Here is a 24,146-nt window from a genome sequence, read left to right as displayed (position 1 = left end):
GGGGGACAAATGGAGGGACAAAGCTGTAATCACAAATTAAGTCCAGCAAAATCAGCCATTTACGGCGTAATCGCGCCGGCCACAAGCCGGCTTTTTAATGCCTGAAACATTCCCCTGCGCGCACCTGACCTGCCAAGCCCACACTTCGAACCACACCGGGAAAAACTCGACTACTTTTACTCGGTCGTAACCTGTTCTCACTGGAGTGGTCATGAAACTCATCGGCATGCTCGATTCCCCCTACGTGCGCCGCGTCGCGGTATCGCTGGAGCTGTACGGCATCAGCTTCGAACACCAGGCGCTGTCAGTGTTTCGCAATTTTGCCGAGTTCGCCGCGATCAATCCGGTGGTCAAGGCGCCGAGCCTGGTGCTGGACGACGGCACGCTGCTGATGGATTCGACGCTGATTCTGGATTACTTCGAAGCCCTGGCCGTACCCGCCAAAAAGTTATTGCCACAAGACCCGCTGGCCCGCGCCAGCGATTTGCAGGTGATCGGCCTGGCGCTGGCGGCCAGTGAGAAGTCGGTGCAGATCTACTACGAGCACAACCTGCGCCCGCAAGAGAAGCTGCACACGCCCTGGCTGGAGCGGGTGACCGGGCAGTTGCAGGCGGCGTATGCGCGGCTCGACGGCTTGCTCGCCGAACAGCCGAGCAAGTGCCCCACCCTGCCCTTGAGCCAGGCAGAAATCACCACGGCGGTGGCCTGGTCGTTCACCCAGTACGTATGCGCCGAGGTGGTTGCGGCCAGCGACTATGCGCATGTGCAGCGTCTGGCGCAGAAGATCGAAGGGCATCCGGCGATGCTCAAGTACCCGATCGAATAGCGTCCGGCGCCAACCCCTCGCGCAGCATCTGCACGAAGGCATCCCGGGCCGGATGCCTTGCTGCCTGGGCATGCCAGTAGAAGGCGTTGCTGATGGCCTTGAGTTCGGCGAACTCATGGCCGCTCCAGCCGGCGCCCTTGCGGTATTGCTCGAAGATGCCCCTGGGCACCAGCGACACTCCGGCGCCAGCACTGACGCAACTGACGATGGCGCCATAGCTGGCAATGCCGACAATCGGCAGTCTTTGCCCCTGTTCGAGCAACCAGTGCTCCAGAGCCGCGCGGTATGGGCAACCTTCCGGCCACATGAAGATAGCCTTGCCCTGCAGGTCTTCAGCGCTGCGAATCGGCCCCAGCGATTCAGGCGCGATCAGCACCAGGTCTTCCTGGTACATGGGCGTGCGCTTGAGCAACGGCCGCTCGACCTCCACTGCGACAATCGCCCCGTCGAGGCGATGGTTGAGCACGTCATCGAGCAGTTGCGACCAGGTGCCCGTGCTCAATTCCAGTGATACCTGCGGGAAGCGCGCATGGTATTCGGCCAGTAGCCGCGGAAGCCGGCCACTGGCCGAGGACTCGATGGCGCCGATACGCAGGCGCCCGCTGGGCATGGCTTGCGGGCTCAGAGCGGCCTTCGAGGCTTCGACCAGGGCGAGCATCTGGGTGGCGTATTCAAGGAAGGTTTCGCCTGCCGGGCTGATCTTCAAACCGCGACCATGGCGAAAGAACAGCGCCACGCCCAGCTCTTGTTCAAGCGCCTTGATCCGCGCAGTGATGTTCGACGGCACGTAGTGCAACACCTCGGCCGCACGGGCGATGCTGCCGGTGTCGTAGACCGTCTTGAACATGCGAATCTGCATCAGCTCCATACATCACCCAAAGTGAACGATACGCTCAGTATAAGTCGATTGTGGTGAGCATAGGCCTTTCTGATACTGAAGCTCCCAGCCCCCCGGAGCCTCTTGCGATGCCACGCGCCCAATCCCTGAAAATCGTCCTGGCGACCCTGTTCGTGGTGCTGTGCTGGGCCTACTCACCCACGGGCATCCATATCGCCCTGCAAGGCTACGAACCGGGCCATCTGGCCTTGGCGCGGTTTATCGTGGCGTCGGTATTCATGGCCTTTGTCGCACTGTGGCGAGGGATCAGCCTGCCCCGGCTCAAGGACTTGCCGCTGTTGATGCTGCTCGGTTTTTTCGCAGTGTTTGCCCACCATGTGGCGATCAACTTCGGCCAGCGCGGGATCAGTGCCGGGGCATCCAGTGTGCTGGCGCAATCCACACCGTTGTTCAGCCTGTTGATCGGCTGTTTTGTTCTGCGTCAGAAGGCCAGCGCCTGGCACTGGGGCTGCCTGGTGCTGGGCATGCTTGGCGCGGCGATGGTGGTTGCCGGGGATCACGGGCCAGGCGCATTGAACGCCCACGGCCTGCTGGTGCTGTTGGCCGCGCTGTCGTGGAGTATCTACTTCACCCTGCAGAAACTTCATGGCCATCGGTACGACGGCCTGACCATGGTCTGCTACACCATCTGGGCCGGCACCGCCTTGCTGCTGATGTATCTGCCGGGCCTGGCCGGCGCCGTGAAGGCCGCTCCACTGCAGGCAGACCTGGCGGTGTTGATGCTGGGCGTATTTCCCAGCGCCCTGGCCTACCTGGGCTGGGCCTTTGTACTGAGCCACACGCAGGTCAGCCGGGCAACCATGGCGCTGTACCTGATCCCGCCCTGCGCCATGCTGATCGCGGCCTCGCTGCTCGGCGAGCAGCCTTCGCTGATGGTGATAGTCGCAGCGGTGGTCGTGTTGATCAGTGTGCTGGCCTTGAACATTCCATCACGGCGGCGCATTCAACGGCCTGAACAGTTGCACCAATAGCCGGCCAAGTATGTAGAGCAGTGGTACCGCGAACAGCAGGCTGAACAGCACGATGTTCATCGCTTCACCGGCAATGACCTGCGGATCGCAACTGATCGGCCCGCTATTACCGCGCCCAAGGCGGATACACCCGGACTTGGGGTGGGCCGTCCAGTACGCCGCCGCGATGCACAAGCCGACCATCACTGAAAGCAGCAGCATCACCACCTGATCGCTGCCGCTTATCTGCAACCGTTGCCAGCGTTCTCTCACGCGCAGCTTCAGCATGCCGCGCTCTGAATCACGTCCTTGTTCATGCTCAACTCCTTTGCGTAACGGCGCACCGTCAGGCCGCCTCGGCAAATTTCACCTTGAAGTAATCCAGCAGGGTTTTGCCCCGGTAAAAAACCTCGCGTACCTCGGCACTTTCTTTAAGCAGCGCCTCACTGGGGAGCGCATGCTGATCTGCCGGCAAGGGCCGGGACCACTCCTGCACCGCTTTGGGGAACAGGGCCCTGGGGCGATTGTTGACCCAGTTGGAGATATGGCACGGCAAGGTCCAGCCACCGAACGCCTGGACGAACAGAAAGCCGAACACGTACTGCAGCCACGGGAAATTTTCCCGATAGCCGAGGCGGGCCATGTGGAAAAACGCCACCGTGCCCTCTTCGAATTCTTCTGACGGTGGCGCCGGCAAGGCTGCCGGGCCCTCTTCCATGTAGGCGCGAATCGCCTCCCACTCGGCCACTGCAGCGCGCAGGCTGCCGCAGGCCACAGTCAGCCAGAGGACGTTACCGCTGGCGGCGTCACGCAGGCCGATCATCAGTTTGAACTCGGGCAGCACCGCGTATTCGGTGACCAGTTTGCCGGCCGAGACACAGGCGATAACCTCTTCCCACGGCACATAATGGGGGGCTGCACCTTTCTTCGGCACCATCGCCACTTCGCGTCGCTGGCGGTTGAAACGGATCGGCGGCTGGACTCTGAGCTCGCGCACGGTCTTGCAGAAAATGAACACGTACATCAGCGCCAACGCGCCGATAAAGCCCCAGATCGGCGGCGAGGCGAGAAAGTCGAGAACACCCGACCAGAACGGCTCGTACTTGCGCCGTGCCCAGCCCGCGAGCAGCGCCGTCATCACAAAGCTGGTGATCACGCCCATGACCGCGGCAATGCCGCAGCGGGCCATGAACTCGAAGTTGCCCCGGCCGATGCCGAAGTCCAGGTAGACCTCGTTGGCATCACGGTGCAGGAGCTGGTAGCTGTAGGCCTCGACGCCCGTGGGCAAGGGTTTGGGCGACAGGTAGACAATCTCGGTGCCAGAGACTTGCTCGAAGTCTCCGGCATGGGGCAGGCGTTGGTACTTACTGTCAGGCATGAAAACGGTCCGAGTCCTTTCGACAAGGAAGGCACGCCAAGGCGCGCCTCCTATGAGTAACGCCGCACAGTATCGCGCAAATAGTCATCTAGCTGTTGCGTATCACCGCGCAGCCGCGGCAAGGCTGGTGAAGTTTCTGCACGCAGCAGCTCACTGTCGATGAACTGCTGCAGCACCACCCGTCGCGGCCCGTAATCGGCCTCGACCGCCTGGCGCTTGATGCGCAGCAATTCATCGATCTCGGCAAGCATCTGTGGCTCGTTCAAGGTGCCTGCCAAGAGGTCGGCAAAGGCCGTCGGCGGCATGCCCAGACCCAGGTCGATCCAGCGCACCGCCAACAGCGAACGCAGCACGTAAAGGTACTTCTTGAAGCGCACCTGCTCGCCCTGGAGAAAGTCGCGGTGGTTCTTTTTCGCCATCGACAAGTAGTGATGCCGCGCCGCCCGGGCGCTGTAGAAGTTCAGCGCCAGCGCCCGCAGCGACTCGACCGCACCGGGCTCGGCGCGATACACCAGCGGCGAGCCGAGCCATTCGAGCAGGGTCGGGTTGGAGTTGCGCAGCAGCTTCAGGGTCTTGCGCAACTCCCAACCGCTGATGTCCAGCTCGTCGGTCAGCGGCCGTTCGATCACGTCGCGCGGCTCGTCGACACGCAGGTACCAGTCCTGGCGCGGGACGTAGATGAAGCGCACGTCGAAATCGCTGTCGGTGGAGGCAAAGCCCCAGGCACGGCTGCCGGATTCGCAGGCGTAGAGCACGCGCACATCGTGTTCAAGCTCGACCCGGCGCAATTCTTCAAGCACCCACTCGCGCATGGCGCCCGGCAGTGGGTGACGGTCTTCCTTGTTCATGGTGTATCCCTTCCTATCCCTTTACGCACACCACCTGACGCAGGGTGTGCACTACTTCCACCAGTTCGCGCTGGGCCTGCATCACCGCGTCGATGTCCTTGTAGGCCATGGGGATCTCGTCGATCACGTCCTTGTCCTTGCGGCATTCGACATGGGCAGTGGCGCGGCGCTGATCCTCAACGGTGAACGCCTGCTTGGCCCGGGTACGGCTCATCACCCGCCCGGCGCCATGGCTGCAGGAGCAGAACGCCTCTTCGTTGCCCAGGCCACGAACGATGAAACTCTTGGCGCCCATGGAGCCGGGAATAATCCCCAGCTCGCCCTTTTGCGCCGACACTGCGCCCTTGCGGGTGACCAGCACGTCGTGGCCAAAGTGATGCTCGCGCTGCACATAGTTGTGGTGGCAGTTGACCGCTTCGAGGTTGGCCTCAAAGGGTTTGCCGAGCACCTTGCGTGTAGCGGCGATCACCGCGTGCATCATCAGCGCACGGTTCTGCCGGGCGAAATCCTGAGCCCACTCCACCGCCTCGACGTAGTCGGCAAAGTGCCGGCTGCCTTCTTCGAAATAGGCCAGGTTGCGGTCCGGCAGGTTGGCGATGTGCTGGCGCATGTCGGCCTGGGCCAGTTCAATGAACAGGTTGCCGATGGCATTGCCGACCCCGCGTGAACCGCTGTGCAACATGAACCAGACGCGGTTGGCTTCATCCAGGCAAACCTCGATGAAATGATTGCCGCCGCCGAGGGTGCCCAGGTGCTGGCGGTTGTTGGTTTTCTCAAGCTTCGGGTACTTGTCGGTGATCGCCTTGAAGCGCGCCGCCAGGTCGTGCCAGGCACGGTCGGCCATGGCCGGCACGCTGTCCCAGGCGCCCTGGTCGCGGCGGCCGAAGGTCTTGCCGTGGGGCACAGCCTTTTCGATCGCCGAGCGCAGGCCGTGCAGGTTGTCCGGCAGGTCGCTGGCGGTCAGCGAGGTGCGCGCGGCAATCATGCCGCAGCCGATGTCGACGCCAACCGCCGCCGGGATGATCGCGCCCAGGGTCGGGATCACGCTGCCGATGGTCGAGCCCTTGCCCAGGTGCACATCGGGCATCACCGCCAGGTGCTTGAAGATGAACGGCATCTTCGCGGTGTTCAGCAGTTGCTCACGGGCGCCCTCGTCCACCGGGACGCCGTCGGTCCAGAGCTTGATCGGCTTGCCGCCGGCCACTTCGAGTATGTTCATGTCGGTACTTCCATTTTTATCTGTTGCTGCCGGGCTGCTTGAGCCCGGCAACGCTCATCCGGCCTTGATGCTGACCAGTCCATTCAACACCTGATCCAGGCCGCCGAACACCGAAATCCGGTCGATGCGCTCGGCCACCCGCTCCAGGGTCTCCAGTTCCTTCAGGCGCAGGGCCGTCGGGTTGTCTTCCATGACTTTGGCGGTGTTGAGCAGCGATCGGGTCGCCGAGGTCTCTTCACGGCGGCGGATGACGTTGGCTTGCGCCGCTTTCTCTGCCTCCACCACCTGCGCCAGCAGGGTTTTCATCTCGCCTGGGAGGATAATGTCGCGCACCCCCAGGCCGCTGACTTCGATGCCGCTGCCAGCGAGTTTTTCCTGCAGGTACTGGCTGACCGAATCGTCGATCAACTGCTTGTTTTCCAACAGTTCATCGAGGGTGCGGGTACCCACCGCCGCCCGCAGGCCGAACTGCACCTCGCGGTACAGATGCTCCAGCGGTTTGCTCAACTGCGCGAACGCACCGAGCACATCGCTGTAGCGCCAGTTGGCAGCAAGATTCAGGCGCAGGCTGACCTTGTCGCGGGTGAGAATTTCCTGCCCGCTGATTTCCATGGCCTGGATCCGCATGTCGACCAACTCGACACTCACCTGACGGTTGAAGCGCCAGAAGCCGTACTGCCCGGCACCCAGCAACTCTTCCACCACGCCATCGACCTTCAATACACCGACATGGAACGCCGGCACCGCCGCCAGCAACACCGCATCCAGCCCGGCCAGGCTGCGACCGCGCAGTTTAGGCTGGTTGAGCTGGGCTACCAGGGCGCTATCCAGGCGATAGGTCTGGCTCAGGTCGATGCGCTGCAGGGTCTGCGCGCTCTGGCCCTTCCAGTACAGCTGGCGGCTGCCCGGAGCCAGCAATTCGACCAGGGCACCGTCCTCAAAACGCAGGCCGGCTTCGTTTTCCGCCAGGTCCATGCGCTCGAAATACTGCTCGACCAAGGCCGGCTCGCTCTGACGCAGGTAGCCCGCCAGGCGATGTTCGAACAGCGAAGTATTGAGGCTGAAGGTTTCTACCGTCAGCCGGTTGTGCAGGTCGAAACGCTTGTGCACGCCAGGTTCGAGGATCGACACAAAGTCGCCTTCGCAGAACAGCAGGCCGCGTTCGTTCTTTTTCACGATAAAGCGTTTCAACAGTTTCATCTTGATCATCCTGTGCAATTAAGTCCTTGGTGCCGGTGTTGCCAAAGCGCCGAGCGTTGCGGGCGTGGCCCGGAGGAGGCCGTTGTCGGGACTTCCTGTCCACTGACCGCATCCTGCGGTGCGGCAACTGCCTTGCTCCGGGCCCGGCCGGCAAGCCGGGCAAATCGGCGGTGGGCGTGTGCGCTCCGTGCGCACCTTGCAGCCTTGCCTGGCTACGCCCCACCGGCGGGTACAACATTCGAATACCTTGGAGGGTATGTAAGGTTCGAGTCAGGCCTCGAGACCAGCGTCTCCGTGAGGAGCCACGCTATCGACTGCACGTTGCGGCGGCGGCATGCACGACACCTACACCAGGGGTGGGCTCGTGCACCGGCGGGGACATAAACCCCGTCCCGTTGGCCAGCTTGGCGATGCGGTCGGGGAAGATATTGCGAGGGGCGTGCCAGGTTTTGAATAAGGTCCAAAATTAACTCTTATCATATTGATTTATAAGGTTTTTATTTTTACCAACAAAAAACCATGAGTTTTCTCAGCCCACACCAGACAAGATTTTTATATATTATGAGATACACATTTATCTCTTGAGCTAAACAGCAATGAGCAAGCGCAGCGTCGCCATCGGCTTTCTCGGCACCACCCTGGATCGCAACGGCAAAGGCGCGGCGCGCTGGCAGCGCTGGCGGCCGACCATCAGCCTGTGCCAGCAGGCACAAACCCCCATCGACCGCCTGGAGCTGATCCACGGCACCAGCGCTCGCGACCTGGGCCTGGCCGAGCGCATTCGCGAAGATATCCAGAGCATCTCGCCGCACACCGAGGTGCGTTTGCAGCCGATGGTTCTGCGTAACCCCTGGGACTTCGAGGAGGTCTATGGCGCGCTGCACGACTTTTCCAGCGCCTACCCCTTCGATACCGAGCACGAGGACTACCTGGTGCATATCACCACCGGTACCCACGTGGCGCAGATCTGCTGGTTCCTGCTGACCGAGGCGCGCTACCTGCCGGCGCGGCTGATCCAGACCTCGCCAGCGCGCGGCAAGGAAGACATCGCCGACCCGGCCGGCACCAGCACGCTGATTGACCTCGACCTGTCGCGCTATGACCACATCGCATCGCGCTTTCAGCGCGAGCAGGCCGACAGCCTGAATTTTCTCAAGGCCGGCATCGCCACCCGCAACGCCGCCTTCAACCGCTCCATCGAGCAGATCGAGCGGGTGGCGCTGCGCTCACGGGCACCGATGCTGCTGGTCGGCCCGACCGGCGCTGGCAAGTCGTTCCTGGCCCGGCGCATCTATGAGCTCAAGCGCGGCCGCCATCAGCTGGAGGGACGCTTCGTTGAAGTGAACTGCGCCACCCTGCGCGGCGACGGCGCCATGTCGACACTGTTTGGCCATAGCAAAGGCGCCTTCACCGGCGCCCAGAACGCCCGCGAAGGTCTACTGCGCGCCGCCGATGGCGGCATGTTGTTCCTTGATGAAATCGGCGAACTGGGCGCTGATGAACAAGCCATGCTGCTCAAGGCCATCGAAGAAAAACGCTTCTTCCCGCTGGGCTCGGACCGTGAGGTAGAGAGCGACTTCCAGCTGATCGCCGGCACCCACCGCGACCTGCGCAGCCGGGTCGCCGAAGGGCTGTTTCGCGAAGACCTGTACGCGCGCATCAACCTCTGGACCTTCGCCCTGCCAGGCCTGGCAGGGCGCCGCGAAGACATCGAGCCGAACATCGATTTCGAACTGCAGCGCCATGCCCGCGAACAGAACCGCCAGGTGCGCTTCAACCTCGAAGCCAAGCGCCGCTACCTGGCCTTTGCCAACTCGCCGCAAGCGCGCTGGACCGGTAACTTTCGCGAGCTGTCGGCGTCGATCACGCGCATGGCCACCCTCGCCGACAGCGGCCGTATCGACGAGCCGCTGGTACTGGAAGAAATCGAGCGCCTGCAACACGCCTGGGGCCTGGAGCAAGGTGCCGACCCACTCGACGCCTTGCTCGGCGACCAGGCCCTTGACCAGTTCGACCGTCTGCAACTGCAGGCGGTACTCAAGGTGTGCGGCAACGCCCGCACACTGTCCGAGGCCGGGCGCCAGTTGTTCGATGTCTCGCGCCTGGAAAAAGAAAAGCCCAATGACGCCGACCGTTTGCGCAAATACCTGGCACGCTTTGGCCTGGACTGGAATCAACTCAAGGGCTGAACAGGGTGCTAGAATCCGCGCCCTCTTCGGCCGCACCTGGCCGAGCACTACCGAAAAAGGACTCTCGGCCATGTCATTGCTGACAGCGACCCGCCTGCACCTCTGCTCCTTCGGCCTGCTGGCCGGCCTCAGCCTCACCGCAACCACTGCTTTCGCCGACGAGGCCACCGACCAGGCCCTGCACAAAGGCCGCTGGCAAGGCATGGCCGCCATGGCCAACCTGTACCTCAACAACGCCACCCCGGCCGAGTTCATGGATGCCGGTGACAAAGAGAAGAGCGAGCACGACAACTATGCCGGCGCCCTGGCCTTCTACCTGACCGCCGCCCGCCTCGACCCGAAGAACGCCTTCGCCGCGTACCAGGCCGCTGCCGCGCTGTCGTCCATGGACAGCCCGGAACTGGCCGCGCAATACCTCGACGAGGCCCGCGAGCGCGGCTTCTGGCAAGCGGTGATCCTCAAGGAAGACGACGAACTGGAGCCGATGAAAAACGACCCGGCCTACCAGAAGCTGCTGCAAGCGGCCGAGAAGAACTACCCGACCCAGGCCAAGGACGCCGGCCTCGCCGCCTTCAGCATCCCTGAAGGCAAGGCCCCGGCTGGCGGCTGGCCGGTGGTGGTGTGGCTGGCAGGCTTTGGCACCGAAGGCGTCAAGGGCACCAACATGCGCGCCGACCTGGTCGGCGACAAGGCCGTGCTGGTGGCCCTGAACGGTACCCTCAAGCGCGACGAGCATCAGTTCATGTGGCAGCAACAGTCGGTCGAGCCGACCGAACAAGCGGTGGCCGCAGCGCTGAAGAAGCTGGAAAAAGACACCCGCATCGACCGCTCGAAAGTCGCCCTGATCGGCTTCTCCCAGGGTGCTGAACACGCCGCCCACCTGATCGCCCAGTACCCGCAGAACTACAGCGGCGCGGTGCTGCTGTCGCCGGGCGGCTTCAAGATCCCGTTCACCGTGCAGAAGGCCAAGGACAAGCGCCTGGTCGTGGTCCACGGCGCCCAGGAGCATGAAAGCAACCTGCAACTGACCGCCACCACCGAAAAAGCCTTCGCCAGCAACAACAAGGTGCAGAGCCACGAACACCCTGAAGGCCACACCTTCCAGGACGACTGGCGCAAGGCCTACCCAGGCTACCTGGACTACGCCCTGGGCCTTTGAGTGCGCGCCAGGCAGCCCCGGAAAGCACCTGAGAAATAATCTGTTCGAGAAAATTTACAGCCCCGCACACAGCTACTAAGGTGAATGCAGAGGAATGAACCGCGACTGATTCAAGGCAGTCGCATCGTGCTGAGCGGGGGCGGTTGCACGCCCCCGGGTTTGCCTCTGTTAAGGGGCGGGAAGACGACTTCATGGGGCGCCGCAAGCCAACCCTGAGTCGTCCCCGCCTCTACTTTTTTCTGCCCTACTTCAAGCCCAGCTGGTTGCGCAAAAACTCGTGCAGGCCGGCCGCGCTTTTCTTGTAGCCATCAGCCGTCAGGTGCACCAGATCACCACGGGCCAGGCCCGACGCCTGCCAGCCGACAATCGAGCACTGCCCGCCCATGTACGCCTGCCAGTCCCAGAACAGCGCATTGGCCTGCTTGGCCGCCTGGCGCTGGATGCGGATCACCTGGGCCAGTTGCTGCGGCTGGCGCGCACTGCAGCTACGAGCCTTGCGCTGCTTGATCGAGTCCGGCGGGCCGACCAGCAATATCACCGCGCGCGGCAGATCCTGGCGCAGGCGCTTGAGGGTGTTGCGCAGTTGCGTCTGGTACAGGCCAAGATCGAGGGTGTCATCGAAGGCTTCATTGGTGCCGTAGGCGAGAATCACCAGGTCGGGGCGCAGGGTCTTGAGGTTGTCCTGCCAGCCGGCCTGCCATTTGTCCTGCACTTCCAGGCGAGCGCCATTGATGCCCAGCGCCGAGTAGATCACCCCGGCATTCTTCTGGCCCTGGATATACCAGCCACCCAGCAGCGTGCCGGGGCGGTTGCTGACGCTCAGGTCCAGCGGCAGAGCCAGGTTGCTGACTTGCGGGCCGAAGCGCCACTGCCCGCCGGTGGCCGCCAGCAGGCGCTGGTTGCGCCCACGGCCATCGCGCAGCACCAGGGTGCTGTTTTCCCGCGCCTGGTACAGCGCCTGCACCCGATAGCGTTGCGCCGTAGGCTCGCGGGCTTCGATGCGCACGCTGGGGTTGGCCGCCATCGGCACCGACAGGTAACCGCCAAGCGGGAATTGCGTGCTCTGCTGGTTGCGCGCCGACACCAGCTCCCACTGGCGCTTGGCGGTTTTCAGGATCACCTGGTCGTAGCGGGTGCCGGGCACCGGCGTGGCGGCAATCAGGCCGATACCGCCATCGCCATAACGCGCCTGCAGCAGGCGGCGCATCTCGCCGCTGAAGAGGTCGGCAGCGGTGTGCGAATCGCCGAACTGGATGATGTTGACCGGTGCGCGGTTGGCGTTTTTGAACTTGCCCGCCAGTACCGCCAGGTTGCCGTCGACGCGGCTGGCCGGGGCCTTGGCCGCCGTATTGGCAGGCTTGGCCGAGGTGTTGACCGCCGCCACCGGGCTACAGCCCGGCAACGCGCAGATCAGCAGGGCCAACCCCAGAATGTTGTGCAGTCGAGGCATCAGTGTCCCGTTACAGTGAGGCCGGGAAAGGCGATCAACGAGAGAATCCGTTCCGAGATCAGCTTCTGTCCGGTGGTAGTGAAATGGATGCCGTCATCGACCCGGGTCTTGATCCGTTTGCCCTGAGCGTTCTGCAAGGTATAGGAGAAACTGTCGTCGTTGTAACCCAGGACCGGGTTGGCCGAAACGTAATGCTGCTGATACAGGCCGGTCTGTTGCTCGTACAGCCCGCTCAGGTAAGCCATGGCCGTAGACAGCTTGGGCTTTTGCATGTTCGGCGGCCCGACCCAGATCACCTGCACATTGTGCTCACGGGCCTGGTCGAGGATCGAGTCGATACGCTGGCGATAGGTGACTTCCCACTCCGGCGACTTGAAGCGCAAAAACGGCTTGCCCTTGCCCTGGGGCATGTCCCAGGGGTCGTTGGGGCCGAGGAAGATCACCATCAGGCGGATGTTCGGCTCGCTTTCCAGGGTCTTGGCCACGGTCTGCGGCCAGTTGAAGAAACCGGGATAGGCAAGGCCGGTGCTCTGCTTGCTGAGGTTGACGCTCTTGATCTGGTAACGCTTGCGCAGGCTGTTGGCCAGGTGCGGAGCGACGCCCTGCATCAGTGAGTCGCCGACCAGGAAGACTTCGTCACCCGCCGCCAGGGACACCACGGTGCCGGCTTGCAAAGGTGCCTGGGCAACTTGCGCTGCGGGTTGCGGCACTGGCGTAGCCACTGTTGCCGGCACAGGCGCAGACGTTGTCGCAACCTTGACTGGCACCGGGTGAGCCGGAACGGGCGGCTTGTCCAGGTGCACCGGGACCACAGGAATCGGCGCTGGCAGCTCCACGGTGTCGTTGGTCTCAACCTTGGCCACCAGCACCTGCTCGCTACGTTTTTCCAGGCTGTCGATAAAGCTGTCGCGAGCATCGCCCAGGGTATGAGTGAGGTTACCGCCCATGCGCCAGGCCGGGCTCTGGCCAAGTACCGGCAGCTCGCAGCTCTGGTGATACTTCTGCTGGCAATACAGGCTGATCGAATCCTGGTTCAGCCAGAACAGCAACAGCGTGGTGATGACAACGGCGTAGAAAGCCTTGGCCGCGCCCAGTTGCGACGACAGCAAACGACCGGCATTAGAAGCTTGCATAGATGAACCCCGGTACGCCCGATTGCGAAGCAAAAATGACCAAGGAAATGAACAACCCCAGCGGTATTGGATACAGCTGCCAGGGCAAGCGCGTGGTGGTAGCAAAGAACTGGCGCAGCAGCACCAGCAACTGCGGGTAGACGGCGACATACAACACGCTCGCCAGCAACAGCAGGCCGGTACTGGAGAACAATCCATCCAGGCTCAAGCCGCCGATACCGGCGAGCATGTCCATGGCTTCATCAAGGCTGGCGCTACGGAAGAAGATCCAGGCGAAGGCCACGTAGTGGAAGGTCAGCAGGCGCGCCGCCAGGCCGGCGCCCGGCCAGCGCATCGGCTGCGGCAGGATGTAGGTCGAAGCCTTGTACAGCGCCAGGCCAATACCATGCAGCGCCCCCCAGATGATGAAGTTGATGCTCGCCCCGTGCCACAGGCCGGAAATCAGCATCGCCAGCAGCATGTTCAGGTTGCCGCGCCACACCCCCTGGCGATTGCCGCCCAGCGGAATGTAGACATAGTCGCGAATGAACAGCGACAGGCTGATGTGCCAGCGGCCCCAGAACTCCTTGAGGTTGTGCGCGGCATAAGGCGCATTGAAGTTGTCGGGCAGGCGAAAGCCCAGCAGCAAGGCAATGCCGGTGACCAGGTTGGTGTAACCGCTGAAGTTGAAATAAATCAGAAAGCTGTAGCCATACACGCTCAGCAGTATCTGCTCGGGCGAATAGCTGCCCGGCGTCTCGAACACCGGGTCAACCCACTCACTGGCCAGCCAGGCACTGCAGAAGAACAGCTTGACCACCGCCAGGGCAATCAACCCCAGGGCCCGTTGCGGCTCCAGCACTTCACGGATAGTACTCGTGCGAATCTGCGGCAGCATGTGGCTGGCGCGGTTGACCGGGCCGGCGATCAGACTGGGGAAGAACGCCAGGTACAGGGCCAGGTCGAACGGCGAAGCCGAGGGCATCTCGCGGCGGTTGATCGACACCAGGTAGCTGACCGAGTGAAAGGCGTAGAACGACAGGCCGATCGGCACCAGCACTTCCAGCACCGGCAGCGACACGTCCAGCCCGGCACTGGCCAGGGCGCCCTGCACGCCGCCGACAAAGAACTCCTGGTACTTGAACAGGTAGAAACAGCCCAGCACCAGCAGCAACACCAACAAATAGCTGAAGCGCCGCCCGGGATAACGCTCACCGACCAGGCCGAGCAGATACACCAGGGCGCTGTAGCCCAGCAGGATGTACAGGGAGTTGAAGCTGAAACTGGCCACCAGGCCGTAACTGGCGGCCAGCAGCAGGACGTTCTGCAAGCGAACGCTCCAGCACAGGCTCCAGTAAACGATGAAAAACAGTGTGAAGCAGAGGCCGAACTCGATCGAAAGGAAGCTCACAACGTAGTCCATTACGTGACAACAGAAATAGGAGGCGTTACCGCCGCAGAGCCGCGGGGCAAAGCGGGCGCGATTATGGCAGAGAGCCACAAGCCCTCACAATGCGAGCCCTGTAGAAAAATCAAGACTTCACCGTGGGCCTTTGTGCAACAGAATGCGACGAAAGATCGACCCTATCGATTTGCTCCCCCCGCCCCGCTCTGCTAGTGTCGCGCCGTTTATACTGCCACCGAGACAGCCGCCATGGCCCGAAAAAAAGCCTCCATTGATTTCGAGCAATCCCTCGCCGACCTGCAGGTCCTGGTCGAGCGCCTGGAGAACGGCGAGCTGTCGCTGGAAGACTCGCTGACTGCCTTCGAGCAAGGCATCAGCCTGACCCGCGACTGCCAGAGCGCGCTGGCCCAGGCCGAACAGAAGGTCCAGGTGCTGCTCGAGCGCGATGGCGAACTGGCGGCCGAGCCTTTCGATGCGGAACAGCCGGAATGATCGCCGCCTACCAGGCCAGTTGCCAGGCGCGGGTCGACGCCGCCCTCGAACACCTGTTCATCGCCCCCTCGGTTGAGCTCAGCCGCCTCTATGAGGCCATGCGCTACAGCGTCATGAATGGCGGCAAACGGGTACGCCCGCTGCTCGCCTATGCCGCCTGCCAGGCCCTCGGTGCTGCACCGGAGCAGGCCAACGGCGCGGCCTGCGCGGTCGAATTGATTCACGCCTACTCGCTGGTGCACGACGACCTGCCGGCGATGGACGATGACGACCTGCGCCGCGGCCAGCCGACCACTCACAAGGCTTTCGATGAAGCCTGCGCGATCCTCGCTGGCGACGGTTTGCAGAGCCTGGCCTTCAGCGCCCTGCTCGACCCGCAATTGAGCCCGCAGCAAGACAGCATCCGCCTGGCCATGGTCCAGACCCTGGCGCTGGCTGCAGGGCCTGCCGGCATGGTCGGCGGCCAGGCCATCGACCTGGGCTCGGTGGGCCTCAAGCTCGACCAGACGGCGCTGGAGTTCATGCACCGGCACAAGACCGGCGCGCTGATCGAAGCCAGCGTCAAGCTCGGCGCCCTGGCCAGCGCCCGCGCCGACCAGACCCAGCTCAAGGCCCTGCAAACCTATGCACAGGCCATCGGCCTGGCCTTCCAGGTTCAGGACGATATCCTCGACGTCGAGAGCGACACCGCCACCCTGGGCAAGCGCCAGGGCGCCGACATCGCCCGCGACAAGCCGACCTACCCGGCCCTGCTCGGCCTCGAGGCAGCCAAGGCCTACGCCCTGGAACTGCGCGACCAGGCCCTGCATGCCCTGCGTCCGTTTGACGCGGCAGCCGAGCCGCTGCGCGAACTTGCGCGGTACATCGTCGAGCGCCGTAACTAAGCAGCGCGGGTATCGCGGGGCAAGCCCGCTCCCACAGCGATCACTGTAGGAGCGGGCTTGCCCCGCGATTAGCTCAAATGGGCAGCCAACACCGCAATAAGGTAAACTGCCGCCACTTCATATCTATAACGATTCGCCTGATGCCCACGACGTTTCAAGAGATCCCCCGCGAACGCCCGGTCACGCCGCTGCTTGACCGTGCCGATACGCCTGCCGGCCTGCGCCGCCTGGCTGAAGCCGACCTGGAGAACCTGGCCGACGAGTTGCGCCAGGAATTGCTCTATACCGTTGGTCAGACCGGCGGGCATTTCGGTGCCGGCCTGGGCGTCATCGAGCTGACGATCGCCCTGCACTACGTCTTCGACACCCCGGACGACCGTCTGGTGTGGGACGTCGGTCATCAGGCCTATCCGCACAAGATCCTCACCGGTCGCCGCCAGCGCATGCACACCCTGCGCCAGAAGGACGGCCTGGCCGCCTTCCCGCGCCGCGCCGAGAGCGAGTACGACACCTTTGGCGTCGGTCACTCCAGCACCTCGATCAGTGCGGCCCTGGGCATGGCCATCGCCGCCCGTCTGCAGAACGATCCGCGCAAGTCGATTGCCGTGATCGGTGACGGCGCGCTGACCGCCGGCATGGCCTTCGAGGCGTTGAACCACGCCCAGGAAGTCGACGCCGACATGCTGGTGATCCTCAACGACAACGACATGTCGATTTCGCGCAATGTCGGCGGCCTGTCCAACTACCTGGCCAAGATTCTTTCCAGCCGCACCTACTCGAGCATGCGCGAGGGCAGCAAGAAGGTCCTCTCGCGCCTGCCCGGCGCCTGGGAAATCGCCCGCCGCACCGAAGAGTACGCCAAGGGCATGCTGGTACCCGGCACCCTGTTCGAAGAGCTGGGCTGGAACTACATCGGCCCGATCGATGGCCACGACCTGCCGACCCTGGTCACCACCCTGCGCAACATGCGTGACCTCAAGGGCCCGCAGTTCCTGCACGTGGTCACCAAAAAGGGCAAGGGTTTCGCCCCGGCCGAAGTCGACCCGATCGGCTACCACGCGATCACCAAGCTTGAGCCTGTGGACAAACCCGCCGCCGCGCCGAAACAGGCTGCCGGACCGAAGTACTCCGCAGTGTTCGGCCAATGGCTGTGCGACATGGCGGCTGCTGACCAGCGCCTGGTCGGCATTACCCCGGCCATGAAGGAAGGCTCCGACCTGGTGGCCTTCAGCGAGCGCTATCCGGATCGCTACTTCGATGTCGCCATCGCCGAGCAGCACGCGGTCACCCTGGCTGCGGGCATGGCCTGCGAAGGCGCCAAGCCGGTGGTGGCGATCTATTCGACCTTCCTTCAGCGCGCCTACGACCAGTTGATCCATGACGTCGCGGTGCAGAATCTCGACGTGCTGTTCGCCATCGACCGCGCCGGCCTGGTCGGCGAAGACGGCCCGACCCACGCGGGCAGCTTCGACCTGTCGTTCCTGCGCTGCATCCCCGGCATGCTGGTGATGACCCCGAGCGACGAGAACGAACTGCGCAAGATGCTCAGCACCGGCCACCTGTACAACGGCCCGGCCGCCGTGCGTTACCCACGTGGCAGCGGCCCGAACGCAACCATCGAGAGCAACCTTGAGCCACTGGAAATCGGCAAGGGCATCGTCCGCCGCCAGGGCAGCAAGGTCGCCTTGCTGGTATTCGGCGTGCAGCTGAGCGAAGCCCTCAAGGTTGCCGAGCAGATCGATGCCACCGTGGTCGACATGCGTTTCGTCAAACCGCTGGATGAAGCCCTGGTGCGCGAGATTGCCGGTAGCCACGAACTGCTGGTGACCATCGAAGAAAACGCCATCATGGGCGGCGCCGGTGCGGCAGTGAGCGAGTTCCTCGCCCGCGAAGCGGTGCTCAAGCCAGTGCTGCACCTGGGCCTGCCGGATGTGTATGTCGAGCATGCCAAGCCTGCGCAGATGCTCGCCGAGTGCGGCCTGGATGCCGCCGGCATCGAGGCTTCGGTGCGTCAGCGGATGCAACTGCTCGGTCTTTGAGACCGCATCGCGGGTCAAGCCCGCTCCTACAGGTTTTGTGGGAGCGGGCTTGACCCGCGATAGCAATGGAACTGCCCATGAAACCCCTGCGTCTTGCCCCCCTCCTGCTATTGCCAACCACCCTGCTGGCCGACCCGATCGACCGCGAAAGCGCCCTGAAACTGCCCAACACACTGATCAGTGCCAACCGCCAGGTTGAAGACCGCACGCAAACCAGCGCCGCCAATACGGTGTTCACCCGCGACGACATCGACCGCCTGCAGCCTTCCAGCGTTACTGATCTGCTGACTCGGGTGCCGGGTGTTCAGGTCTCGCGCACCGGCGGGCGTGGCAGCTTGCCTGGCATTTTCATTCGCGGCACCAAGTCGGCCCAGAGCCTGGTGCTGGTCGATGGCGTACGTATTGCCAACACCTCGTCCGGCGACAGCGGCCTGCAGTTTCTCAACATTGATCAGATCGAGCGGGTCGAAGTGTTGCGCGGTTCGCGCTCGGCGATCTATGGCAGCGATGCGATTGGCGGGGTGATCCAGATCTTCACCCGCCGCGCCAGCAAGCCCGGCCTGCAACCACGCCTGCACTTGGCCGGTGGCAGCAACAAGACCTGGCAGCGAGATGTCGGCCTGTCCGCAGGTGACGAGCGCACTCGTTTCAACCTCGCCGCAGGTCTGGACGAAACCGACGGCATCAACGCTACCCGCGAGTCATTCCCGGCCAACGGCGATCATGATGCCTACAGAAACAAGAGCCTGAGCCTGAACCTCAGCCATGTTGCCAGCGACTCCCTGGAACTGGGCCTGAATCTGCTCGACAGCCGCGGACGCAGCGAATACGACAACCTGTTTGGCGACCACAGCCAGCCCTACACCGATTTCACCGTCAGTAGCCTCGGCACCTATGCCGACGCACAGCTCAGTGAGATGTGGCATTCACGCCTGGAGCTGGGCCACAGCGAGAACCGCGATACCAAGCGCGACTCGCTGCAGCCGGGCGGTAGCGAGTTCAACACTTACCGCGACTCGATCAACTGGCAGAATGACCTTAGCTTCGACGAGCGCAACAACCTGTTGCTCGGTGGCGACTGGTATCAGGATCGCCTGCATGGCAGCACGACCTTTGACGAAGACAGCCGCTGGAACCGCGCCGCTTTTGTCCAGCATCGCTACAAAGGCGACAGCTTCAACACCGAAATCGGCGTGCGCCGCGACCAGAACCAGCAATTCGGCAGCCAGAACAGCTGGAGCGCCAGTCTCGGCGTGCCGCTCAACGTCGACAACGACCTGCTTCTGTCCTACAGCGAAGGCTTTCGCGCACCGACGTTCAACGACCTTTACTACCCGGATTTCAGCAACCCCGACCTCAAGCCCGAGCGCTCGAAGAGCTACGAGCTGCAATGGCGCAGCCAACTGACCGAAAGCACCAGGCTGGAGGCCTCGCTGTACCGCACTGACCTGCGCAATGCGATCACCCCGGACCTCAACTATATTCCGTACAACGTTGACTCGGCACGCATCAATGGTTTCGAAGCCAGCCTTAATCAGGAGTGGTTTGGCTGGCAGAGCAGCCTGGGCCTGGCACTGATCGACCCGCGTGATCGCGATTCCGGACACACCCTCGAACGTCGCGCCCGCCGCACCCTGAGCCTGGACCTGGATCGCCAGTTCGATCGCCTCGGCCTGGGTGCCAGCTGGCAGGCAGTCAGCAGCAGTTACGCCGACGCCGACAACAAGCGCTCACTCAGCGGCTACGGTCTGCTCGGTTTGCGCAGCAGCTGGAACCTGAGCCGCGAGGTTCGTCTGGAGCTCAAAGCCGAAAACCTGCTGGATAAAACCTACAGCCGTGCGCAGTACAGCTACGGCACAGGCTATGCCGATTACCGCGAAGAAGGCCGCACCTGGCTATTGGGCGTCACCTGGACACCGGCGCTTTAGCCTGCAGCAGTTCGCACAGCTTGGCCGTCGCTTCGATCATCTGCCCGCTGGGGCGCTCCAGGCCTTTGTCCGGCACCTGCAGCAACAGGCCATCACGCACGGCAGCGACGTGCGGCCAGGCCTTCCAGGCCTCGAGCTGGAGCTGATCAGGGGCAAGGATCACCTGCGGGTTGCGCGCCAGCACGGTCTCCAGGTTAACCTGCGGCGCCGGCTGGGGGAGGTCGGCAAACACATTGCGCGCGCCGCAGACACTCAGCGCATCGGAGATGATCTGGTAACCACCAACCGTATACAGCGGCTTGTCCCAGACCTGGTAGAACACCGTCAGCGCCTGCTCGCGATGGTACTGCTGGCGCAACGCGGCAAGGCGCTGGCGCAAGGCTGTGGATAACTGCCCGCCCTGCGCCTTGCGCCCGATCCGCAGGCCAATTTCGTCCACCTGCGACACCAGGTCATCCAGCTCGTGCACATCGACGCTGTATAGCGGGATACCCAGGCGTTCGAGCTGGTCGCGCTGGGCCGCCGGCACGCTGCCCGGCCAGTACAGCACCAGGTCCGGGCGCACGCTGAGCAGGCGCTCCATGTCCAGTTGGCCATAACGGCCCACCAACGGTACGGTGCTTAACTGCGTCGGCCGTTCGTGCCACTCGGCCATGCCCACCAGCAGGTCGCCGGCTTGCAGCTCGAGGATGATTTCAGTGATCGAGGGCGCCAGGCTGACCACCCGCGGCGCCGCGGCCAGCGGCATACCGAAGGCCAGCAGCAACAGCCACAGGTAGCGACGCATCAGCCGAGCTGGCGAGGAATGCGATAGAGGTAGAGCAGGACCACGCTGGAGATTGCCAGGAGGATCTGCGGCACCGCCTCAAGGCCAACGAATACCGACAACGCGGCGACCCAGGCCGGCAGGCAGGCGAACAACATGCCCAGGCGGCGGATACGTGCCAGCTCGATCCAGGCCGCAGGTTCATCGTCGCTGTTCAGGGCTTTCTGGGTGGCGATCAGCCCGTGCTTGTAGGCGCCAAAGCGCGGCAGGCTGAGAAACATCGAGGCCACGCCGGCGATAAACATCGGCATGGCCAGGATCGGAATCAACGCCTGCACGCCACCGAAGGCCCAGGCAAACACCAGCAACGGCGCCAGCGCCACCGCCAGGTACTGCCACCAGGCCAGCTCCAGGCGACGGCGAACCTGGGCGCGGGTCACGCCCGACCGGCCTCGCCCTGGTGCTCGTTGCCCATCATGTGGCCGAGCTTGCCGGCTTTGGTCGCCAGGTAGTGTTTGTTATGCGGGTTGTGGCCGGTGTGCAGCGGCACCCGCTCGGCAACCGGAATGCCCATGCCGGTCAGTGCCTTGACCTTGCGCGGATTGTTGGTCATCAGCCGCAGCGACTTGACACCCAGGTGCTCGAGCATCGGCTGGCACATGCCGTAGTCACGCTGGTCGGCGGCAAAGCCCAGGCGTTCGTTGGCTTCGACGGTGTCGGCGCCGCCATCTTGCAGCTCGTAGGCGCGGATCTTGTTCAACAGGCCAATGCCACGGCCTTCCTGACGCAGGTACAGCAGCACGCCGCGGCCTTCGCGGGCGATCGCCTGCAGGGCCGCTTCGAGTTGCGAACCGCAGTCGCAGCGCTGGCTGAACAAGGCGTCGCCGGTCAGGCATTCGGAATGCAGGCGCCCCAGCACCGGCTGCCCATCGGCCACATCACCCAGGCTGAGCACGACGTGCTCGCGGCCGGTGGCTTCATCGAGAAAACCATGCATGGTGAAGGTCGCAAACGGGGTAGGCAGCTTGGAAGCGGCAACAAAAACGACGGGCACGTTGTGCTCCTGATCAGTAACTTGAAAATTGACGTGGGCCGATTGTATCAGCAGCGTGGCGCCGCTGCTTAGGCTGAATTATTGGGCAAACAGATCGACAAGTTCGATATCAGCTACGGCCGCTTGCCCTCGCCGTCGAACGGATAGGGCTGCTTCCAGTGCTCGAAGATCGCCCGCAACTCGCCACTGGCCACCAGCTTGTCCATGCGCTGGTCGAACAGCGCGCGCAACGCCTTGCCCTCGGCGGTGCGGCCAAAGGCCAGGTACAGCGGCAGCTCCGCCAGGTGGCTGCGGCGAAACAGCTTGGGATCGGGGGCCTGGCCGAGCACATAGTCGACTTCGGTCAGGGCATCGATGTAGTAGTCGACGCGATCATGTTCAAGCATCGGCAAGATCCCCTCGCGGCGCTGGATTTCGCGAAAGTGACCGACATTGGGCAGATAGCTTTTGTAGTCATAGCCGCGCACCCAGGCCAGGCGATACTGGCCGAGGGTCTGCTGGGTCGGCACAGGGCTGGTGGCCAGGCCCAGGGCATAGATATGGTCCATATCGAAATGCCAGCGCGGATAGAGGTTGTCGGCGTTCTCTTCGTGATAGGAACCGACCCAGGCATCGGCCTCACCGCGTTTGACCAGGCCTACCGCGCGGCTGTACGGCGCACTCTGGGTGCGAACCTTGACGCCGGCCGGCTCGAACACCTTGCGCAGCACGTCCCAGGCCAGGCCGCTGCCGTCGGCGTTGGTGTAGTCGAGCCACTCTTCACTGACCAGACGAACCTGGCCAGGTGTCGCCGACGGCGCGTCCGCCGCCTTGACCACACCTGCCGCCAGGACCAGCAACACCAGCAACAGCCGCCATCCCGTCATCGCCCCGCTCCTTAGGTGAAACTCCATACCAGAACCTGCATGCCCAGCCAGGCAAACACCCCGGCCAGAACATCGTCGAGCATGATCCCGACCCCGCCATGCACATGACGATCAATCCAGCGGATCGGCCAGGGCTTGAGGATGTCGAAGAAACGGAACATCAAAAAGCCCGCCAGCAGCCACATCCAGCCCTCCGGCACCAGCCACAGGGTTATCCACATGCCGACCATTTCGTCCCAGACGATGCCCTCATGGTCGTGGACCTTGAGGTCATCCGCGACCTTGCCGCACAGCCAGAAGCCGAACAGCATGGTCAACCCGAGCATCAGCCAGTAGCCCCAATCGGGCAGCATCTGCCACAACGGGATAAACGGTAGAGCCACCAGCGAGCCCCAGGTTCCCGGCGCCTTGGGCAGGGTTCCGGAGCCAAAGCCGAATGCCAGGAAATGCCAGGGATTGCGCCAGACCGACGGCGGAACGAACTCCGCAGGCACCTGTTTGGGGTGATCGGTCACGGTGTCTCCTTAAAATGTTGATAGCCCCGGGTGTGCGGGGTGATGTCCTGGCCACTGCCATCAAGCAGGCGCACGCCGCTGCCGGCACTCACCCGCCCGACCACATGGACCGGCCAGCCGGCCGCCAGCAACGGTGCAAGCTCAGCTTCGGGCAAGGTGAAGGCCAGGACGTAATCGTCGCCGCCGGCCAATGCCGCCTGTTGCGCGCCTGCGCGACCGAAAAAGGCCAGCAGCGCCGCCGACAACGGTAGCCGCTCCAGCTCGACCTGCAATGCCACCTGCGACGCCTTGGCGATATGTCCGCAATCGGCGAGCAGGCCGTCGGAGATATCCAGCGCCGAGGTTGCCTTGCCGCGCAGCACCTGGCCCAGCGCCAGTTGCGGTTGCGGCGACCAGTAATGGGCCAGCAATGGTTCGGCCTGGGCCGCCTCGGCCATGCGCTCGCCGAGCACCAGCGGCAAGGCGCCGGCGGCATTGCCCAGTTCGCCGCCGACGCACAGCAGGTCGCCGGCGCGGGCACCGCTGCGGGTCAGGGCCTGGCCGCCGGGTACGCGGCCGAACACGGTCATGGTCAGGCTCAGCGGGCCACGGGTGGTGTCGCCGCCGATCAAGCTCAGCTGGCAGCTTTCGGCCATCTGGTTCAAACCGCGGGCATAAGCCTGCAGCCAGTCGGCGCGAACCTCGGGCAGGGTCAGGGCAAGGGTAAAGCCGATGGGCGTGGCGCCCATGGCAGCCAGGTCACTGGCAGCGACGGCCAGCGAACGCTGACCGAGCAGAAAAGGGTCGCAGACAGCCGGGAAATGCACCCCGGCCACCAGCGTATCGGTAGAGATCGCCAGCTGTTCGCCGGCTGGCACGCTGAGCAAGGCGCAATCATCGCCAATGCCCAGGGCCACACCTTCGCCGCCTTGCGCACAGGACGCGGCGGCGAAGTAATGACGGATCAGCTCGAACTCACCCATTGGCAC

General features: G+C 63.4%; 23 protein-coding genes. 8 read left to right on the top strand and 15 right to left on the bottom strand.

Annotated features, from left to right (window positions below; translation table 11 throughout):
• Positions 1 to 211: 211 nt before the first annotated feature.
• Positions 212 to 826, top strand: coding sequence for a glutathione S-transferase family protein (locus tag BLR26_RS06420; RefSeq protein WP_093379102.1), 615 nt, complete (start codon positions 212 to 214; stop codon positions 824 to 826).
• On the opposite strand, the gene BLR26_RS06415 is transcribed toward BLR26_RS06420, so the two are convergent.
• Positions 807 to 1,694 carry a LysR family transcriptional regulator gene (locus tag BLR26_RS06415; RefSeq protein ID WP_093379097.1) on the bottom strand — a complete coding sequence of 296 codons (888 nt, stop codon included), beginning with the start codon at positions 1,692 to 1,694 and terminating at the stop codon, positions 807 to 809. The two genes, BLR26_RS06420 and BLR26_RS06415, sit on opposite strands and share 20 nt — an antisense overlap.
• A gap of 98 nt (positions 1,695 to 1,792) precedes the next feature.
• Between BLR26_RS06415 and BLR26_RS06410 the strand changes: the two genes are divergently transcribed.
• Entirely contained in the window at positions 1,793 to 2,695 is a 903-nt protein-coding gene (locus BLR26_RS06410; protein ID WP_093379094.1) for a DMT family transporter, read from the top strand.
• On the opposite strand, the gene BLR26_RS06405 is transcribed toward BLR26_RS06410, so the two are convergent.
• Genes BLR26_RS06405 through BLR26_RS06385 form a run of 5 tightly spaced genes read right to left on the bottom strand, consistent with a single transcriptional unit; the run spans position 2,654 to position 7,319 of the window.
• Entirely contained in the window at positions 2,654 to 2,962 is a 309-nt protein-coding gene (locus BLR26_RS06405; RefSeq protein WP_093379091.1) for a hypothetical protein, read from the bottom strand. The two genes, BLR26_RS06410 and BLR26_RS06405, sit on opposite strands and share 42 nt — an antisense overlap.
• 58 nt (positions 2,963 to 3,020) lie before the next feature.
• Positions 3,021 to 4,052, bottom strand: a complete 1,032-nt coding sequence (locus BLR26_RS27425; protein WP_093379088.1) for a hypothetical protein — start codon at positions 4,050 to 4,052, stop codon at positions 3,021 to 3,023.
• A 50-nt stretch (positions 4,053 to 4,102) separates the two neighbouring features.
• Positions 4,103 to 4,900: a nucleotidyltransferase domain-containing protein gene (locus tag BLR26_RS06395; protein WP_093379085.1), complete on the bottom strand. Its 798-nt coding sequence runs from the start codon at positions 4,898 to 4,900 to the stop codon at positions 4,103 to 4,105.
• A 13-nt stretch (positions 4,901 to 4,913) separates the two neighbouring features.
• Positions 4,914 to 6,119, bottom strand: a complete 1,206-nt coding sequence (locus BLR26_RS06390; protein ID WP_093379082.1) for an RtcB family protein — start codon at positions 6,117 to 6,119, stop codon at positions 4,914 to 4,916.
• Between the two features lie 54 nt (positions 6,120 to 6,173).
• Positions 6,174 to 7,319: a slipin family protein gene (locus BLR26_RS06385; RefSeq protein ID WP_093387259.1), complete on the bottom strand. Its 1,146-nt coding sequence runs from the start codon at positions 7,317 to 7,319 to the stop codon at positions 6,174 to 6,176.
• 596 nt (positions 7,320 to 7,915) lie between these two features.
• Here BLR26_RS06385 and rtcR point away from each other — a divergent pair.
• On the top strand, positions 7,916 to 9,508 hold the full coding sequence (rtcR, locus tag BLR26_RS06380; RefSeq protein WP_093379079.1) for an RNA repair transcriptional activator RtcR: 1,593 nt from the start codon (positions 7,916 to 7,918) through the stop codon (positions 9,506 to 9,508).
• Positions 9,509 to 9,578: 70 nt separating this feature from the next.
• The gene (locus BLR26_RS06375; protein ID WP_093379076.1) at positions 9,579 to 10,667 is read left to right on the top strand and encodes an alpha/beta hydrolase; all 1,089 of its coding nucleotides are present in this window, start codon (positions 9,579 to 9,581) and stop codon (positions 10,665 to 10,667) included.
• A 244-nt stretch (positions 10,668 to 10,911) separates the two neighbouring features.
• Here BLR26_RS06375 and BLR26_RS06370 read toward each other — a convergent pair whose 3' ends face one another.
• From BLR26_RS06370 to BLR26_RS06360, 3 genes are read right to left on the bottom strand one after another with little or no spacing between them, the layout of a single operon-like run.
• Entirely contained in the window at positions 10,912 to 12,117 is a 1,206-nt protein-coding gene (locus BLR26_RS06370; RefSeq protein WP_093379073.1) for an SGNH/GDSL hydrolase family protein, read from the bottom strand.
• A complete protein-coding gene (locus BLR26_RS06365) occupies positions 12,117 to 13,250 on the bottom strand; it encodes an SGNH/GDSL hydrolase family protein (protein WP_093379070.1) in 1,134 nt (377 codons plus the stop codon). Before BLR26_RS06365 ends, BLR26_RS06370 begins: the two co-directional genes overlap by 1 nt.
• A complete protein-coding gene (locus BLR26_RS06360; RefSeq protein ID WP_045199950.1) occupies positions 13,237 to 14,640 on the bottom strand; it encodes an MBOAT family O-acyltransferase in 1,404 nt (467 codons plus the stop codon). The genes BLR26_RS06365 and BLR26_RS06360 overlap by 14 nt, the downstream gene beginning before the upstream one ends.
• Positions 14,641 to 14,883: 243 nt before the next feature.
• Here BLR26_RS06360 and BLR26_RS06355 point away from each other — a divergent pair, with 243 nt between their 5' ends.
• The 4 genes from BLR26_RS06355 to BLR26_RS06340 all read left to right on the top strand — a co-directional run bounded on the left by BLR26_RS06355 (position 14,884) and on the right by BLR26_RS06340 (position 19,977).
• The gene (locus BLR26_RS06355; RefSeq protein WP_045199952.1) at positions 14,884 to 15,126 is read left to right on the top strand and encodes an exodeoxyribonuclease VII small subunit; all 243 of its coding nucleotides are present in this window, start codon (positions 14,884 to 14,886) and stop codon (positions 15,124 to 15,126) included.
• Positions 15,123 to 16,010: a (2E,6E)-farnesyl diphosphate synthase gene (ispA, locus tag BLR26_RS06350; RefSeq protein WP_093379067.1), complete on the top strand. Its 888-nt coding sequence runs from the start codon at positions 15,123 to 15,125 to the stop codon at positions 16,008 to 16,010. The genes BLR26_RS06355 and ispA overlap by 4 nt, the downstream gene beginning before the upstream one ends.
• A 140-nt stretch (positions 16,011 to 16,150) precedes the next feature.
• On the top strand, positions 16,151 to 18,049 hold the full coding sequence (dxs, locus tag BLR26_RS06345) for a 1-deoxy-D-xylulose-5-phosphate synthase (RefSeq protein WP_093379064.1): 1,899 nt from the start codon (positions 16,151 to 16,153) through the stop codon (positions 18,047 to 18,049).
• A 77-nt stretch (positions 18,050 to 18,126) separates the two neighbouring features.
• Positions 18,127 to 19,977 carry a TonB-dependent receptor domain-containing protein gene (locus BLR26_RS06340; RefSeq protein WP_093379061.1) on the top strand — a complete coding sequence of 617 codons (1,851 nt, stop codon included), beginning with the start codon at positions 18,127 to 18,129 and terminating at the stop codon, positions 19,975 to 19,977.
• Here BLR26_RS06340 and BLR26_RS06335 read toward each other — a convergent pair.
• The 6 genes from BLR26_RS06335 to thiL form a co-directional block, all read right to left on the bottom strand.
• Positions 19,955 to 20,764 (bottom strand): cobalamin-binding protein, encoded by an 810-nt coding sequence (locus BLR26_RS06335; protein ID WP_093379058.1) that lies wholly within the window; start codon positions 20,762 to 20,764, stop codon positions 19,955 to 19,957. The genes BLR26_RS06340 and BLR26_RS06335 overlap by 23 nt on opposite strands.
• On the bottom strand, positions 20,764 to 21,183 hold the full coding sequence (locus BLR26_RS06330; protein WP_045199962.1) for a hypothetical protein: 420 nt from the start codon (positions 21,181 to 21,183) through the stop codon (positions 20,764 to 20,766). Before BLR26_RS06330 ends, BLR26_RS06335 begins: the two co-directional genes overlap by 1 nt.
• Positions 21,180 to 21,797, bottom strand: a complete 618-nt coding sequence (gene ribA, locus BLR26_RS06325; RefSeq protein ID WP_010222848.1) for a GTP cyclohydrolase II — start codon at positions 21,795 to 21,797, stop codon at positions 21,180 to 21,182. The genes BLR26_RS06330 and ribA overlap by 4 nt, the downstream gene beginning before the upstream one ends.
• Before the next feature lie 113 nt (positions 21,798 to 21,910).
• Positions 21,911 to 22,663 (bottom strand): substrate-binding periplasmic protein, encoded by a 753-nt coding sequence (locus BLR26_RS06320; protein ID WP_045199964.1) that lies wholly within the window; start codon positions 22,661 to 22,663, stop codon positions 21,911 to 21,913.
• Positions 22,664 to 22,674: 11 nt separating this feature from the next.
• Positions 22,675 to 23,178: a phosphatidylglycerophosphatase A family protein gene (locus BLR26_RS06315; protein WP_045199966.1), complete on the bottom strand. Its 504-nt coding sequence runs from the start codon at positions 23,176 to 23,178 to the stop codon at positions 22,675 to 22,677.
• On the bottom strand, positions 23,175 to 24,140 hold the full coding sequence (gene thiL, locus BLR26_RS06310) for a thiamine-phosphate kinase (RefSeq protein WP_093379055.1): 966 nt from the start codon (positions 24,138 to 24,140) through the stop codon (positions 23,175 to 23,177). Before thiL ends, BLR26_RS06315 begins: the two co-directional genes overlap by 4 nt.
• Positions 24,141 to 24,146 lie beyond the last annotated feature (6 nt).

Source organism: Pseudomonas sp. UC 17F4 (assembly GCF_900101695.1).
GTDB lineage: Bacteria > Pseudomonadota > Gammaproteobacteria > Pseudomonadales > Pseudomonadaceae > Aquipseudomonas.
The sequence above is the reverse complement of the archived record's forward strand: the minus strand, read 5'-3'. Positions and strand labels throughout refer to the sequence as shown.